This window comes from Clostridium sp. LBM24168 (assembly GCF_052953915.1).
In genome coordinates this window covers 1,664,345-1,680,681 of sequence record NZ_CP196861.1, presented here as the reverse complement: position 1 = coordinate 1,680,681, position 16,337 = coordinate 1,664,345, and the positions used below count along the sequence as shown (strand labels likewise).

Annotated in this window: 18 protein-coding genes, 1 pseudogene and 1 riboswitch; of the genes and pseudogenes, 16 read left to right on the top strand and 3 right to left on the bottom strand. The window is 31.4% G+C overall.

What is annotated here, in order from left to right; genetic code table 11:
• The first annotated feature begins 1 nt into the window (after position 1).
• The 5 genes and pseudogenes from ACSVC9_RS08300 to ACSVC9_RS08280 form a co-directional block, all read left to right on the top strand.
• The gene (locus tag ACSVC9_RS08300) at positions 2 to 835 is read left to right on the top strand and encodes a hypothetical protein (RefSeq protein ID WP_446897026.1); all 834 of its coding nucleotides are present in this window, start codon (positions 2 to 4) and stop codon (positions 833 to 835) included.
• Positions 836 to 848: 13 nt separating this feature from the next.
• Entirely contained in the window at positions 849 to 1,154 is a 306-nt protein-coding gene (locus ACSVC9_RS08295; RefSeq protein WP_446897025.1) for a hypothetical protein, read from the top strand.
• Between the two features lie 434 nt (positions 1,155 to 1,588).
• The gene (locus ACSVC9_RS08290) at positions 1,589 to 1,843 is read left to right on the top strand and encodes a cell wall-binding repeat-containing protein (protein ID WP_446897024.1); all 255 of its coding nucleotides are present in this window, start codon (positions 1,589 to 1,591) and stop codon (positions 1,841 to 1,843) included.
• Positions 1,844 to 2,245: 402 nt separating this feature from the next.
• Positions 2,246 to 2,371 carry a hypothetical protein gene (locus ACSVC9_RS08285; protein ID WP_446897023.1) on the top strand — a complete coding sequence of 42 codons (126 nt, stop codon included), beginning with the start codon at positions 2,246 to 2,248 and terminating at the stop codon, positions 2,369 to 2,371.
• A pseudogene (locus ACSVC9_RS08280) lies at positions 2,356 to 2,468 on the top strand (helix-turn-helix domain-containing protein); the annotation flags it as partial. The gene ACSVC9_RS08285 and the pseudogene ACSVC9_RS08280, both read left to right, overlap by 16 nt.
• Before the next feature lie 15 nt (positions 2,469 to 2,483).
• Here the strand turns inward: ACSVC9_RS08280 and ACSVC9_RS08275 are convergent.
• Entirely contained in the window at positions 2,484 to 3,140 is a 657-nt protein-coding gene (locus ACSVC9_RS08275; protein WP_446897022.1) for a CatA-like O-acetyltransferase, read from the bottom strand.
• A 98-nt stretch (positions 3,141 to 3,238) separates the two neighbouring features.
• Entirely contained in the window at positions 3,239 to 4,054 is an 816-nt protein-coding gene (gene dapB / locus ACSVC9_RS08270) for a 4-hydroxy-tetrahydrodipicolinate reductase (RefSeq protein ID WP_446897021.1), read from the bottom strand.
• A 250-nt stretch (positions 4,055 to 4,304) separates the two neighbouring features.
• Between dapB and ACSVC9_RS08265 the strand changes: the two genes are divergently transcribed.
• Together ACSVC9_RS08265 and ACSVC9_RS08260 are read left to right on the top strand one after the other, a co-directional pair.
• Positions 4,305 to 4,934, top strand: a complete 630-nt coding sequence (locus ACSVC9_RS08265; RefSeq protein ID WP_446897020.1) for a TrkA C-terminal domain-containing protein — start codon at positions 4,305 to 4,307, stop codon at positions 4,932 to 4,934.
• A 445-nt stretch (positions 4,935 to 5,379) separates the two neighbouring features.
• Positions 5,380 to 6,789 carry an aspartate ammonia-lyase gene (locus ACSVC9_RS08260; protein WP_446897019.1) on the top strand — a complete coding sequence of 470 codons (1,410 nt, stop codon included), beginning with the start codon at positions 5,380 to 5,382 and terminating at the stop codon, positions 6,787 to 6,789.
• 63 nt (positions 6,790 to 6,852) lie between these two features.
• Here ACSVC9_RS08260 and ACSVC9_RS08255 read toward each other — a convergent pair whose 3' ends face one another.
• Positions 6,853 to 7,341 carry a GNAT family N-acetyltransferase gene (locus ACSVC9_RS08255; protein ID WP_446897018.1) on the bottom strand — a complete coding sequence of 163 codons (489 nt, stop codon included), beginning with the start codon at positions 7,339 to 7,341 and terminating at the stop codon, positions 6,853 to 6,855.
• Positions 7,342 to 7,528: 187 nt separating this feature from the next.
• On the opposite strand from ACSVC9_RS08255, the gene ACSVC9_RS08250 reads away from it, so the two are divergent.
• The 9 genes from ACSVC9_RS08250 to ACSVC9_RS08210 all read left to right on the top strand — a co-directional run bounded on the left by ACSVC9_RS08250 (position 7,529) and on the right by ACSVC9_RS08210 (position 16,323).
• Complete coding sequence (locus tag ACSVC9_RS08250; RefSeq protein WP_446897017.1) at positions 7,529 to 7,729, top strand: helix-turn-helix transcriptional regulator; 201 nt, start codon at positions 7,529 to 7,531, stop codon at positions 7,727 to 7,729.
• Positions 7,726 to 8,202, top strand: coding sequence for a DUF6773 family protein (locus tag ACSVC9_RS08245; protein WP_446897016.1), 477 nt, complete (start codon positions 7,726 to 7,728; stop codon positions 8,200 to 8,202). The genes ACSVC9_RS08250 and ACSVC9_RS08245 overlap by 4 nt, the downstream gene beginning before the upstream one ends.
• 24 nt (positions 8,203 to 8,226) lie before the next feature.
• The gene (locus ACSVC9_RS08240) at positions 8,227 to 8,691 is read left to right on the top strand and encodes a methylated-DNA--[protein]-cysteine S-methyltransferase (RefSeq protein ID WP_446897015.1); all 465 of its coding nucleotides are present in this window, start codon (positions 8,227 to 8,229) and stop codon (positions 8,689 to 8,691) included.
• A gap of 72 nt (positions 8,692 to 8,763) precedes the next feature.
• Positions 8,764 to 8,869, top strand: a riboswitch (SAM riboswitch).
• Positions 8,870 to 8,957: 88 nt separating this feature from the next.
• Complete coding sequence (locus ACSVC9_RS08235) at positions 8,958 to 10,130, top strand: trans-sulfuration enzyme family protein (protein WP_446897014.1); 1,173 nt, start codon at positions 8,958 to 8,960, stop codon at positions 10,128 to 10,130.
• Between the two features lie 210 nt (positions 10,131 to 10,340).
• Positions 10,341 to 10,937: a zinc dependent phospholipase C family protein gene (locus ACSVC9_RS08230; protein ID WP_446897013.1), complete on the top strand. Its 597-nt coding sequence runs from the start codon at positions 10,341 to 10,343 to the stop codon at positions 10,935 to 10,937.
• The gene (locus ACSVC9_RS08225; protein ID WP_446897012.1) at positions 10,934 to 12,076 is read left to right on the top strand and encodes a glycosyltransferase family 4 protein; all 1,143 of its coding nucleotides are present in this window, start codon (positions 10,934 to 10,936) and stop codon (positions 12,074 to 12,076) included. Before ACSVC9_RS08230 ends, ACSVC9_RS08225 begins: the two co-directional genes overlap by 4 nt.
• 39 nt (positions 12,077 to 12,115) lie before the next feature.
• Complete coding sequence (locus ACSVC9_RS08220) at positions 12,116 to 14,173, top strand: methyl-accepting chemotaxis protein (protein WP_446897011.1); 2,058 nt, start codon at positions 12,116 to 12,118, stop codon at positions 14,171 to 14,173.
• A gap of 207 nt (positions 14,174 to 14,380) precedes the next feature.
• Positions 14,381 to 15,895 carry a methyl-accepting chemotaxis protein gene (locus ACSVC9_RS08215; protein WP_446897010.1) on the top strand — a complete coding sequence of 505 codons (1,515 nt, stop codon included), beginning with the start codon at positions 14,381 to 14,383 and terminating at the stop codon, positions 15,893 to 15,895.
• Between the two features lie 68 nt (positions 15,896 to 15,963).
• The gene (locus ACSVC9_RS08210) at positions 15,964 to 16,323 is read left to right on the top strand and encodes a PilZ domain-containing protein (RefSeq protein WP_446897009.1); all 360 of its coding nucleotides are present in this window, start codon (positions 15,964 to 15,966) and stop codon (positions 16,321 to 16,323) included.
• The last annotated feature ends 14 nt before the right edge of the window (positions 16,324 to 16,337 follow it).

Below are 16,337 nucleotides of genomic sequence, written 5' to 3'. Positions count from 1 at the left end.
TATGATAAATTGTAGTATAAATCTTGTACATCATCTGCCTGGACGCCTGAGGTTGAAAACTTCCAGACCTCCCATAAAAATAGAAAATATGGTGAAGGAAATTTCAAGCCATTCAGGGGTTGAAAATATAGCATTTAATCCCGTTTCACGATCAATTCTGGTATACTATAATCCATCTGAAATCGATGCTGTTGAAATAATGTTGAGGATAGCGATATATTTTTCTGTGGAGTTTGGAATGATACCCATAAATCTGATTGTTGCTAAAAACAAAACTGTTTTTAGCAGAATAGACAATTATACTCTAATGTCTCTGTTTCTCTCCTGGGTTTCAAGGATGATAGATACAAAACCCGGTATATACAGGATATTGAATTACAATGCAGGTTTGAGTACTTTGCTGTCTGTTGTAAAACATGCTGTAAACGAGACAAGGTCTTCCGGGACACCGCATCCGGAAGCAGTATCCATTATATATCTTCTCGGAGAATTTTCAAAAAATAACATTCTGTTGGCTTCCACTTTAACCTGGATAGCTACTTTTGCAAGACATCTTGTTTCCATTGATTCAGACAATGTAACCATTCAGGCATTCAAAGTTTCAGGCGGCAGGGAAAATGAAAGTTATTATGATGTGGCAGTAAAGGAATTTAATCCGTTGGGTGGAGGTTATACTTCCATTGAATTTTTAGAGGACATAATAAGGCATGTTTTAGGTGTAGTAGGCCACAATAGATCCTCCATGATGAACAGAATAAAAAATATTTCATTAAAACATGGTGATATATTGGAAGGATTGAAATATAAAGAGGAAATGATTTTTTTAAGATTATAGGGAGGAATTTAAAATGATAATTACAAAAGAACATTTGGTTGGATTTGCTGCAGGTGTTGGAGTATCTGCTGCAGCATATTATGTGTATAAGAAAAATCAGGTAAAGGTAGATGATTTTATTGAAAAGCACAAGATAGCAGTGGACAGTCATTCGGACAGGCCCTATGAAGAATTGAGTCTTGAAGAATTGATGTTTGAGAAAGAAAAGATAGAGGATTTAATTGCTGAAAAGGAAATGGTGGTAAAAGAACAGGTTGTCAAGCCAAAGGAAAATGATGAAAAAGTGGATTCACCAGAGAAAACTTCACAGGAAGTTTGATATAAGGGTACAGCAGTCGGTATATAAAACTGACTGCTTACACTATGGACTTGTATAAATAAAAGTCAACAGCTATTAAAACAAATGGCTATGACAATGCAAATAATTAGAACTATATCACTTCAGGTTGAACATCCTCCGAAATTCATTTTTAGCTCTCATAGTATCAAATCTTGTTTATATTAGTTATAGTATCATAGGTTTTGGTTATAAAGTCTAATTTATTCTTATTTGTTGTACATAGTAGGAATATGGTAATATTAAACTATGTATATGCCAATAACTTTTAGAATTATTCAAACAGTCATAGAATGGTAGAACAGAACGATTGAAAAGACTTATTCAGTTGTGTTTTATGCCTGTAAAAAATAAGCTGGAATATTTTTTATGTTATGCTATGATTTAGGTAAAGAATTATGAGAGAAGGGGTTGCATTGTATAAAAAGTTAAAGAATATTTTTATTATTATAGGTATAATGGTTATAAGTTTTAGTGGATATTTATGTAAGATAGATAATGTAGAAGCCGCTAGTGATACTGGTCTACATGATACCAGAATATATGGACAAAATAGATTTGAAACTTCAGCTAAATTATCACAAAATAATTGGAATCAATCTTATTATGCAGTATTAGTAAATGGTTTAAATTATGCTGATGCTATCACTGAAATGATAGTGCAGATTTAAATAATAGAGTTTTAAACCAATATAAAGATAAGTTTAATTTTAATACCGTATATGTTGTTTCAGATAAGAGCTTTGCTGATGGACTAGGGAATACAAGCAGCCCAATATTTATTGTTGGTAACAATAATGTAAATGAAGTTGAAAAATATATTGAAAGTAATATTGATAAGATTCATAATGTAAAAATTATTGGTGGGAAAAGTATAATTCCAGATAGTCTTATGGATGATGTGTATAAAAATACAATAGATAAATTCTAAAGTATGATTTAAATAAAGATATAGTGCAGGTTATAGGGTATCAAAAAGATATGGACAAGTCACGAAAAGACTGGCCAGAGAAGTGGTCCTGTTAAGGGGAAGTGGATGTTCATGGGGAAACTGCATATTCTGTGATTATCATATGGATCAGGATTCAAATACCCTGAGAAATCATGAATTAAATCATAAAGTGCTCGGCAAGGTTACAGGCAAATATGTTGTACTTCTTGAACTGAAATTTATAGATAGAGCATGGCAATTATACTGAGACTGGATAGAGTTATGGCTGATCGCAAAATGAGCTGAGTGAAAAAGTTGGTGTGAGTAATGTGAATCTATCAAAGATAAAGACCGGGAAAATTAATTGGTTTTGTTGCATATTAACCTTCTATCCAGTTATTAATGTGTTTAGCATAATATTGAATATCATTGATTAACTTGCATGTATGATATCCATCTGCGACTGCATGATTTATCAACATTGAAAAGGGTATCATCATTCTTTTATTTTGCTTAAAATATTTGCCAAAGGTGATAACGGGAAACAGCATTTTTGATTCATCTAAGGATATGCTGCTGTATCCGGTAAAGCTAACCCATGGTACTGCTGAAATCGGATAAAAATTTTCAGGCTGATCTGGTTTTGCTTTAATTCCCTTTACATTTTTGTAAGTTTCCATATCCGTTACAGCATTTGTGTAGAATTTAGAGAAGTCATCAGAGAATTCAGTCCATATATCGGAAAATGTTTTGTCATCCTCATGAAATATTGTATAAACTGGATTGAGGTAATCCCAATATCCAAGTTCATCATCACCGTTGTAAGACATACGAAATTCCATGTTCTGGTTTATTGCTTTTGAAACTATATAAATAAAAGTTGGGTAAAATCTCAGATTTCTTTTTCGTATTTCAGACAATAGATCAGTTATTTCTATATTTACATTCATATTGTATTTGCATTTTATATTGTTAATATAGTATTTAAAATGTTCTATTCTAGGCCAGCTGGACATATCTATTTTTTTAAAATGCATATAATTCAAATTCCCCCAAGCATAAATAATATATTACAAATATATTATATCACTCATAATGTTAGTTCATCAATAAACTTTAAGGCTTTGACTTTTTATTAACATGTTACACTGTTTAATGAATTAATATATCCAGTCAATATTTTTTTAAGATCCAGTATATCTTTCATTTCGTAGTATCCTGATTTTTTGTAAATATAATTTATTGCATTAACAGCTCCTGATGCAAAAGCTCTTCTTGAAAATGATTCATGACTTATCTTTATTTGATCGTTTTTACCAGTTATCAGAATTTCATGTTTTCCTACAACACCTCCGGTACGTATGGCATTGACAGGTATTGCCTTGTTAAAAATACCGGATATCTGCAGACCATTTTTTATTTCATTATGGAGTTTGAGTGCAGTTCCCGAGGGGATATCTTTTTTATTTTTGTGGTGCATCTCTAAAATTTGGAAGTCATAATTGTTTAATATGGTTGCTGCAATATTGGCAAGCATCATCATTACATTAACACCTAGAGTAATATTTGGGGCATAAACTATGCCTGTATTGAACTTATAAGCCATATTTTGAAACATCTCAGTATTTTCTTTAGAAAATCCCGTTGTACCTATTACCATATTTATTTTCATATTTGATAAGGTAGAGATGTTTTTTATTGTTGCTGAAGGAGTTGAAAAGTCTACAGCTATGTCGGGCTTGGTTTCAAAAATAATGGATTCAAGCTTATCCGAGGTGGATATCTTTATTTTAGATTTATTGTTTCCAAGTAGATTTCCAAGGCCTATTCCGCTTTTTTTACTTTCAGGACTGCAGATTGCAGATACAATTTCCATATTTTCCTGCTTTAAGATTTCATCGGCTATATATTTTCCCGTTTTTCCAATACCTATTAGTGCCACTTTAATCATTTGTAAATTACCTCCTGCTTCGTATTATAAAATTTATATTAACAACTTAAGTATATCATATAAGTTGTTAATTGTCATTATTAGCATAATTTTAGTTAGAATTTTTTATTTCTGCAGATGAATTAATAAATTATTATTTACATGGTATATAGAATAATCTATACTAGTTATGACTTAAACTAAATTGTTTTTATTATTGAAGGGAGGATTTGCTTTAAAATAGTAAATATTTTAAAGTGATATTTGAAAAATGTCATCACAATATATGATTAAACCTGTATATCAGAAGATTGCAGTTGACATAGCAAATAGAATAGCGGCAGGAGATTTTTCTATAGGAGATAAAATTTACGGAAGGTCATCTCTTGCAAGCCACTATAATGTTTCACCAGAGACAGTCAGAAGGGCTATTATTCTTTTAAATGATATGGATATAGTAGAAGTAGTAAAAGGAAGTGGAATTATTGTTAAATCTGTAGATAATTGTTTGAAGTTTATAGAGAAATTTAAAGAAATTAGATCAATAAATTCCATAAAAAAGGAAATATTAGATATATTTGAACAAAAAAATGTACTTGAAAAGAGGGTTCAAGTAAAAATTAATGAACTTATAGATTATTCAAATAGGTTTGCTAGGACAAATCCTTTTTCACCTTTTGAATTTCAAATATATTCTGGTCTTAGTATTATTGGAAAGACTATATGTGAAATTAAATTCTGGCAAAATACGAATGCTACTATAATAGCTATAAGAAGAAAAGGAAAGTTGATAATTTCTCCGGGACCATATGCTGTGTTTGAAGATAATGATATTTTTGTAGCAGTTGGGGATGAGGAGAGCTACGATAAAATTAAAAAATTTATTTATGGTAATGTCTAACATATATTATTAAAGTCATATTTTTTTAATTAAAAAAATATGACTTTAATAATATAATTACTTTAATGAATTATAATATAATATTGAGCCTTTTTTTATGAAAGTATCCAATTTTAAAGTTTCAATATATACAGCCAAGTTAAATAATCTGCAAAAGGAAAAAGCATTTGTATTTATAATCTGCAGCAGTAAAATATTCAGATAATTTATATAAATGTGGCAAAAGAATTATAATTCTTTTAATTTGTTTATTAATAATTTATTATTAAATAAGCAATAATAATAAAAATACGTCAGTAATAATAAAAATATATTTGAAATATGATTATTACTTGTTTATAATGTTAAATAAAATAATAAAAATGTAATTGTTCTATATGATATTAAGTGACCAAATTATTGCAAAAATATTTATGGATTATATTTAATAGGAGGTTTATTTGAAATGAGTTTTAGAATTGAAAGTGATTCTATAGGTAGTAAAGAAGTTCCAAAGGATGCTTATTATGGGGTCCAATCTTTGAGGGCATATAATAATTTCAATATTACGGGACTAAAAATGAACCCAGAATTTGTAAAAAGTTTAGTTCAGGTTAAAAAAGCTTCTGCAATAACGAATTGTGGAATTGGAATATTGAACGGTAAAATTGGACATGCAATTGTAGAGGCCTGTAATGAGATAATTGAAGGCAAGTTTAGAGAACAATTTATTATAGATCCTGTTCAAGGCGGTGCGGGTACATCCATGAATATGAATGCTAATGAAGTTATAGCCAATGTAGCTATAGAGCTTCTGGGCGGTGAAAGGGGAAATTATAGTATTGTGAGTCCAAATGACCATGTCAATATGGGACAGTCTACAAATGATGTTATACCAACATCAGGTAAAATTACTACCTTGAGGTTGGTATTGAAAGTTATAAGGCAATTAAACGAATTATATAAGGAATTAAAAGAAAAAAGTGAAGAGTTCAAAGATGTTATAAAGATGGGGAGAACCCAATTACAGGATGCTGTTCCAATTACACTCGGTCAAGAATTTAAGGCATATAGTGCCGTAATAAAAAGGGATATCATAAGAATAAAAAAAGCTTCGCAGGATATGAGAGTATTAAATATAGGGGGAACGGCTGTAGGAACTGGAATAAATGCTGACTGTGAATATATAGAGGAAATCGTTCCAAATCTTTCTATAATTGTTGGAATAGAATTCTGCCAGGCAGATGATTTGATAGATTCTACCCAAAATTTGGATGCTTTTTCCAATATATCTTCAGCGATAAGAACATGTGCAGTCAATTTGTCAAAAATGTCTAATGACTTGAGACTGATGTCTTCAGGACCGAGGACTGGAATTGGAGAAATAAACCTTCCGGCTGTACAAAATGGATCTTCCATAATGCCAGGAAAAGTAAATCCTGTTATACCTGAAGTATTAAACCAAATTGCATTTAACATAATTGGAAATGATGTCACAATAGCAATGGCAGTAGAAGCTGGTCAGCTTGAATTGAATGCATTTGAACCAGTTATATTTTACAATTTATTTGAATCTTTGGAGACCTTGTGTAATGGAATAAAGACTTTTAAAGATAATTGCATTAAGGGAATAACTGCAAACAGAGAGAAATGTAGGCAGCTTTTAAATAATAGCATAGGAATGATAACGGCACTGTCCCCTTATATTGGATACAATAAAGCGGCTCAAGCTGCAAAAAAAGCTATTAATACAGGAAGGTCTATAAAAGATATCGTACTTGAAGAAAAGATTTTAAAGGAAGAAGAATTTGAAGATTTTATAAATCCCTATGATATGATAGAACCTAGATATATTAAAAAAACAGTCAAAAACTGACATCCATTTTAGAGATTAAAGTAATTGGGCTCCATGTTGAATTTTTCATGGAGCACTTATAATTTAAAATTTAAGTATCATATCATACCAAGTTGCACCCCCATGTACTGATCTGGATATTCCCTTGTTTATATATCCAAATCCTTCATAATAGTGAATAAGTCTTTCCTTGCAGGTGAGAATTAATCCTTTTCTTCCGGAGAGTCTGGATGCCTCTATCATGTGATTCATCAATTTAGCTGCATTCCCATTGTTTCTATAGTCTGGTAATATATCAAGTCCAAAAATTGTCTGATAATTTCCATTTGGAATATGTAGAGAAGGTTCTTTGTACAGTTCGTCATAGATGGCAGTTTCATTTGTTATGCATCCATTTATAAAGCCAATTATTTTTTTATCCTCTTCTGCTACAAAAAAACTTTCCGAAAATATTTTTATACGCTGCCTCAAGGATTTTCTTGTAGCTGCTTCCGCTTTTGGAAAGCATATTGTTTCAATTTTTGCGACTGCGTCAAGATCTTCATCTTTTACCTGTCTGATTGAAATGTTCATTAGTATCGTCCTTTCATGAAAGTATTATATATAAAATAATATCATAATTTTCAATTAAAATTTATATTTTATAGAAAGTACTTGTAAACCTCAATTGTAAAAGTATAAAATATAAAACAAAATGAAATATATAATTTACATTTATACACATATATATTATAATAAATAGTGTAAGGAGGTTATAGACTTGAAGAACAAACGTATGAAGATTGCAAGAGTAGAATGTGATTTGTCCCAGGAACAGCTTGCGGAAAAAATAGGGGTTACAAGACAGACAATTGGTATGATAGAAGCTGGAAAGTATAATCCATCACTTAGATTATGTATTGCCATATGTAGAACATTAAATAGAACATTAAATGATTTATTTTGGGAGGAATATAAATGATAAATAAAAATTTTAAAGATGAGAGAATTATAGCTGAACAGCATAAGATAGCCAGCGATGCATTTCAGATGGTTTCCGTTTTTTTATTAATTTCTGTATTGTATAAGCAATTTATATTGGATGAACCATTTACTTCCTATATGACGGAATTTATTGCATTTTTTGGTGGATCATTCTACATTCTTATAAGAAATGTCATAAAAGGAAATGGTATATTTGATTCAAAGAAACATGGAAATAGAATATATTTGCTGAATAGCTTGATTTCAAGTTCAGCAGTTACAATAATTGCTAGTGTGTCAAATTACATGAAATATATACAAAATAGACAGAATATCGTAATGTTTTTTATAGAAATAGTTATCATTTTTTTAAGTTCATTCGCTATTACTTTTTTCTGTATGTGGGGAGTAGGATGGATTTCAAAAAAACGTGAAAATAAGATACGTAAAGAATATGAAGATGATATGTAAAGAATAATGAATGGAGGGTATAATATGTACAGCGCATATTGCTATGAATTTAAAATCGGGAAGTTAGTTATTGCCGAAAACAGCGGAAATATCACTCATATATATTTTGGAGAAAATATTCCTGAATATACAATGTGTATTGAGACATACTTAATTAAAAGGGTATATGAGGAACTTGAGGAGTACTTTAGTGGGACAAGGAAAGTTTTCGATATACCGCTGGCACCACAGGGAACTGAATTTCAAGGAAAAGTATGGAGAGCACTTCAGAATATCCCTTATGGGGAAACCTGTAGTTATAAGTATATAGCAGAAAGCATAGGAAATGCTAAAGCATACCGTGCAGTAGGCATGGCAAATAATAAGAATCCTATTGCGATTATCATTCCATGTCATCGTGTTATTGGTTCCAATGGAGATTTGATTGGTTATGCAGGTGGGTTAGGTATAAAGAAAAAGCTTCTAGATATGGAGAAGAAAAATAGTTAAAGATCAAATTACCATTAAACTTATTGACAATAAATTTTTTCTAGTATATTATGAAATAAATTAAATAATTGAATCTTATCAAGAGTGGTGGAGGGACTGGCCCTTTGAAACCCGACAACCAACATTTGTATATCGATGTATGGTGTTAATTCCAGCAGAATATTCTGAGAGATAAGAAAAATATTTTATGAAATTAAAGTTGTTTTTCTTATGAAAGACGGCTTTTTTTAATACAAATATTTATTAAATTTACAAGGAGGAAACATATGACCAAGGAAACTAGTTTTATAACAAAATGTGTACATGTAGGCAATGGTATTGATAAAGAGACAGGCTCTATTAGGCGTCCTATAACTATGGCAAATTGTTACAAACTTCCAGAGGATGCATCATCAATTAATTGGAGTGATCCAAACCAGATGCTTTATACAAGGAATACTTCTGCAAATCAGCTTTACCTTCAGCAAAGACTGGCTGCATTAGAGGGTGGTGAAGATTGTGTAGTACTGGCAAGTGGGGTTGCAGCACTTGCAGGAGTATTTTTTACATTTCTTAGAAGTAAATCTCATGTAATATGTTCGAATGTATCATACATAGCAGTTTACAGACTGCTTAACCAGTATCTTCCAGACAAGTATGGAATAGAAGCTACGCTTGTAGATACATCCAACCTGGAAGAAATAAAAAAAGCAATAAGACCTAATACAAAGCTTATTCATGTTGAGACACCTGGCAATCCAACTACGAAGATAAGCGATATTGCAGAAATAGCTAAAATTGCCAGGTCTATTGGAGCATTGTTTAGTGTGGACAGTACTTTTGCATCTCCATATTTACAGCATCCTCTTGAACTTGGAGCTGACCTGGTAGTTCATAGTTTGACAAAGTATATAAATGGACACGGTGATGCAATGGGTGGAGCGGTAATAGGAAAGAAAGAACTTATAGACAAAATAAAAAGTGAAGCTATGGTTAATCTTGGAGGTACAATAAGTCCGTTCAATGCATGGCTTATAATGAGAGGAGTTGTGACATTACCTCTTCGTATGAAACAGCACAGTGATACTGCACTTAAAGTTTCACAATATCTGGAGTCAAATCCATCCGTGAAATTTGTTGCATATCCTGGACTTGAGAGCCATCCACAACATAAAATTGCAAAAAAGCAGATGAAGATGTATTCTGGAGTCATAGCTTTTGCACTTAAAGCAGATAGCGAAACTCACAATAAATTCATAAATTCTCTTAAACTCGTTATTCCGGCAGTTTCTCTTGGACATGATGAAAGTCTAATTGTCTATACAGGTCCGAATGATGAAAGAATAAATTTTTATCCGGAAAAATTTAGGAATGGATATATAAGATTCAGTATAGGGCTTGAAAGTGCAGAGGATATTATCTATGATTTAAAACAAGCACTCGAAAAGTGTGGATTATAAACTAGAAAAGAGTATTACAGAACTATGTACCTGGTTTTGTAATACTCTTTTCTAGTTTATCTGTTTTTGAGCAATCATTAAAATCTAAAAATTTGTGAATTTAACATACATGAATATCTCTTAAATAAAACTTAACACAAACATGCAGTCAAAAAGCAGCTATAGGAAATATTATTATATTAGGGGAATATGTAAAGAGGTGTCAAGGTAATGATAATAAATACACATATATTATTTTCTAAAATTGTATATAAACATTGCTTAAGAGAATTAAATTTTAAATTAAACAAAATAATTTTTATGTATGGAAATATTAAACCAGATATTTCTCCTAATTCTTGCAGGAATCCCCATACTTTGAAGGATAGCTTGCATATTGTATCTAAATGTTTTAATCAACTTTCTCATGACGAACTGGATATCAATCAATTTTCGATGATTCTTGGGATTATGTGTCATTATATAAGTGATTATTTCTGTCTATATCATACTGAGGAATACAGTAAAAAAAATATTTTTAAGCATATAGCATATGAAATATTGCTTCATTTTAATTTACAAATTCTTCTCATATTTGGCAGACTAAAATTAATTGACAGTAGAAATTTACCGCAAAGGAATGTATTATCAATTGTTTTTGATATGCAGAAAAGATATTTTAAACAAAGGAGGTCATTTCTAAGAGATATAATTTATGCTGTATCAACTATAAATATGACAGTAGAATCAATAGTCTATTTTAACATCAATAATTTAGAAAATTTAGAAAATTATAATCTACCAAAAGGTATAGGAGGGATAATGTGAAAGTAGCTATTTTTACAGATACTTTTTTACCCCAGATAAATGGAGTTACGAATACCCTAAGTAAACTTGCAGAGTATTACGAAGTAAACAATATTGAGTATTTAATATTTGCACCTGGAAATGATATAGAAAAAAATGAAAGTTATAATATTCAAAGATTTTTTAGTATAAAATTTTTTCCCTATCCGGAATGTAGAGTAGCTTTTCCTAACACCTTTAGATTAAATACTTTATTGTCTAATTTTAAACCTGATATAATACAACTTATGACTGAATTCAATATGGGAGTGGCAGGGTTAAAATATGGTAAAAAGCATGGAATACCCACCGTATCTAATTATACAACTAATTTCTGTCAATATTTAAATTCTTATAATTTAAACTTTTTGAATTATTACATGTGGACTTATTTGAGATGGTTTCACAATCAAAATGATTTGACGTTGTGTCCATCAGAGGAAGCAAAATTGTATCTTAAGAGAGAGGGAATATCAAATACAGATATTTTTTCAAGGGGAGTGGATTCTGAAAAATTCAAACCTGAACTAAGAAGTGATGATTTAAGAAAAAAGCTTGGTATTAACGACAAGTTGGTATTTTTGTACGTAGGAAGGGTTTCACCAGAGAAGAATTTAGATATTTTAATTGATGCCTATAAAGAAGTTTATAGTAAATATAAAGATAAAATAGCCCTTGTTATAACAGGAGAGGGCCCGTATATGGATAAATGCAAGAATTGTTTTCCAGAAGATACTATATTTACGGGATTTAAAAAAGGAAGAGAATTAGCACAAATTTATGCATCAAGTGATGTATTTACTTTTCCCTCTTCATCAGAGACTTTTGGGAATGTGGTGCTTGAGGCCATGACTTCTGGCATTCCGGTTATAGGTGCCGATGCAGGAGGAGTCAAAAATATAATTGAGCATGGAATTAACGGACTTAAATTCAGAGCAGGAGATGTCAATGAATTGGTTAATTTAATGATAGAGTTAATTGATAATGAAGATTTGAGAAATGTATTGAGGATAAATGGAAGAAATACTGGACTTAATAGATCCTGGAATAAAGTTTTTAGTGGACTTATGGATATATATAATGATATTTTACTCAATAAAACAAATGTTATAAGTGCTTGAATAGCTTTATAAAATTAATTATTGAAGGGAAAGTAGCGAATGAAAAAGCGAAGTATATTAATCAAAATAAATTTGATAGTTATACCGGTAATATTGGTTGGCATGTTTTCTTTGACTATAATTACTTATTTTAGCACCAGAACAATATTAAATAAACAGATAGCGGAAGAGATGAATACAAGATTATCTAATAACTCAGAAATGATTCAGAAATTACTATTGAATAATGCAAAAGTTGCCCAAACATTGGCAAAGACAGTTGAGGCTTCATATCCAGTACTGGAAAAGGATAATTATGTTTTAATATTAAAAAAATTTCCGGAAACAAACAAGGAGACTTGTGGTAACGGTATATGGTTCGAACCTTATAAGTATAAAAAAGATATCAAATATTTCGGACCATATGCATACAAGGATAATGGGAAGGTCGTCTATACCGATGATTACAGCAAGGCGGAAAATGATTATCACAGTAATGACTGGTATAAGTTGGGGATGGATATAAATAAAGATATAGCCTGGTCCAAACCATACATTGATCCAGTAACAAAAGTTTCCATGATAACGGCAACAGCCAATTTTGTCGATTCAAATAATAAATTATTGGGGGTTACCACGGCGGACATGGATCTAACAACTATTCAAAAAAATATTGAAGGTATAAAAATTGGAGATACAGGAAGAGTATTTTTAATTTCTAATGATGGAACATATATAGCAGTAGATAATAAATCCAAAGTTATGAATAAAAAAATTCAGGAAGAATCGAATACATCTCTTGTGTCCATTGGTAAAAGCATGATTTCAAGAAAATCTGGAGAAGGATTCTATACTGACAATGGAATGTCATACTTGGTGTACTATGCTTCTGTTCCAAATTCAAATATGATTTTAGGAATACGTATTTCTGAAAGTGAACTGGCCGAGCCGATTAATCTACTGATGATAAAAGCCATTATAGCGACATGTGTACTTATATTGCTGGCTGTATTGATTACCGTTCCTTTAATTAAGAAAATAACGAAATCCCTGAACGATGCAGTTGGACATTTAAAGCTGATTTCACAGGGAAGTCTGGAATCTGAAATACCTGAAAAATTTCTTGAAATGAATGATGAAGTAGGAGATGTTTCAAGGGCATTAAGAGAGATGCAGGAATCTTTAAAATCCATGCTGCTTGAGATGAAGGATTCATTTAACAGGATTAAGGATTATGCAGGGGATTTAAGACATATTTCAGGTGAAATGTCGGATAATTCCCATGGAGTTTCTTCTTCTATCCAGGAGATAGCCAAGGGAACCGGGGGACAGTCGCAGAATCTTGTAAACCTGGCAGGCATTGTAAATGAATTTGAAGATGCAATCAGTACAATGGTAGGCGAAATCAAAGAAATAAAGGATTCTTCAAATGGAATTAATGATAGGGCAAATGAAAGTAATACTAAAATGCAACTTGTGATTCAGTCAATAGACAAAGTTAATTCAATAACCGCCGGGTTTAAAAAAAATATAAATGGATTTACCAGCAGTATTGGTGAGATAAATGAAATTACTGGATTGATAAATAATATTGCAGAGCAGACCAATCTGCTTGCTTTGAATGCAGCAATTGAAGCGGCAAGAGCGGGAGAAGCTGGAAAAGGATTTGCAGTGGTCGCAGATGAAATAAGGAAACTTGCTGAACAGAGCAAAAATTCATCAGGTAACATCAAAAATCTGATTGATGATATTTCAAACAGTATGAGTACAATAGTTGACACATCAGAGGATATGAATAAAGAGATCCTAGGACAGGTGGAAATAGTGAATTCGGCAATTGATTCTTACAGGGATATAATTAAAAAAATAAGTATCATGATATCCAGGATTGAATCCATCAATAACTCAGCTGTAAAAATAGATAGCGAAAAAGAAGATATATCCAATAAAGTAGAGTCAGTATCAGCGGTTGCAGAAGAAATATCTGCCTCTTCCCAGGAAATTGCTGCATCATCCGAGGAAATGGATAGGTCTTCTAAAACTGTGGAGGAATCTGCAGAGACGTTGGAAAATATGACAAATGACATGATTACTCACATCGACAAGTTCAAGCTGTAATGCTAGTAAAATGAGTATAGATCAAATAAATTTGATCTATACTCATTTTATAATTTGATTTCTATATAAAAATTAATTTATTGTTGTAAGCAGTTGTTTTTTATTTGCAGTTAATTATACTAAATAGCCCATATTTTAACATGGTAGTAACAAGGATTTAAAAAAAATGTAGTAATATGGAGTAAACTCAGAGAGAGGAGAGGTGGCATGAAGACTAAAGTTAATGATGCTGTTATGCAATTAGACACATTAAAAAATGAAGAGAGAAGAATGAATTTTATTATGTTTTTAGTGAATATCTGTGTACCAGTGGCCGGTACAGAGTATGTCATGTTTTTTTTGGGTGGAACCATCAGGGATTACATATGCTTTATAATGGCGATTTGCAGTATAGTAGTTAAGATACTTGAAAAAGAACTAGGCAAATATGCAAAATATTTATACATATCAATAATTCCAATATGTGGTGCTATAGTTATAGGCTATACTAATGACGGAAGATTTATGGCACTGACTCAAGGATATTTTCTTGTAATTGTACTGGAAATAGCTTATTTCGAAAAGTCAGTAATTATTGTAAATCTTATTGCAACTATAGTGGGAAATCTTATAGCTGGCTTTATTTTCCCAAGTGGCTTTTTAGCATTACTTCCTACAGGTGTATGGTTGTTCATAGGAATGGAATACACAATAGGGGCTGGGCTGGCATTTTACATATCTAATAGAGCATATAAATTATTTGCTGTTGCTGAAAACAAGGAAAAACAAACAGCAAAGATGCTTGACGTTCAAAATGGCATAATGGAAAGTATCAATAATGTATTCAATTCACTCAAGAGCAGTTCTAAAAAAATCTATGAATCCTTGGATATTTTCAATGAAACATCTCATCAGGTTGCAAAGGCTTCTCAGGAAATTGCAGATGATTCGGGAAGACAGGCAAAGGAAGTTGACAGCAATTTTAAAATTTGCAATCAGCTGGCTGAAAAGCTTGAAATTGCAGAGAATAAAATAGGTGGAACTGTCTCCACTATGAATAGTCTAAAAAAGAATAATGATTTAGGAGCAAAAGCCATTGATGAGCTTTCAGATAAATTCAAGGAAAACAGAAAATCTACAGAAGATATGGCACTTCAGATAACAAAACTATCCGAAAAATCAAATTCCATAAGAAAAATAATAGATTCAATCAACAGTATTGCAGAACAGACAAATCTGCTTGCTTTGAATGCGGCCATAGAAGCTGCCAGAGCTGGGAAAGCCGGACGTGGTTTTGCAGTTGTGGCAGATGAAGTGAGAAAGCTTGCAGAGCAGTCTGCAGAATCAACTCATAGTGTGGATTCCATTCTGGTGGAGATAATGGACATAATTGATAAAGCCAGGGGAAATATGGAAAGTAATAAAATGGTTGTAGATGAATCCAATGAAAAGTTAGGTGTTACGGTAAAATCTTTTGACAATATTGTGTTGTCATCAGACAATATAATTGACATGATAAATTTTTTAAAGGAGGAATTAGATAAAATAAAGGATTTGAAGAATACTCTGCTTGAATCAATGAAGGAATTGTCATCAATATCCGAGGCATCTGCTGCATATACGGAAGAGACCGGTGCATCAATGGAAGAACAGGCAGCTTCAGTAGATATTCTTGTTAAATCCATGGATGAAGTTAAAGTTACTATTAATAAGCTTTCTGAAATTCTAAGTGGGAATTTGTAAGAAATGAATATATGGAAGTTACATAATAAGTTTTATCAATTAAATATTGTATAAAGGTGAGTTGTGATATGAGAAGGAATGATTATAGTTATTTGTCCAGGAGAAATCAAATATTTAAAATGGATCGTAGAATCAATGAGAGGTTCGGTTATAGTTCTAAATTTAAAATTGCAAGTGCAAATTCTGAAAAATTGAATGTCGAAGTATTGGGTGTCGATCTTTCAATTTCAGGTATAGGATTTATATCAAGTAAAAAATTTGAAATTGATGACATACTTGAGGTCACCTTCAAACATAACAATATAACCATACCTGCAATTGTCAAGGTAAATCATGTAGATCTGTATGATTATGGTTATTTCATTGGTGGACAGTTTATAGCTATACAAAATATATACAGGGATATGCTAAAACAGGATTTATCATAGTTGTTCAAGATTCA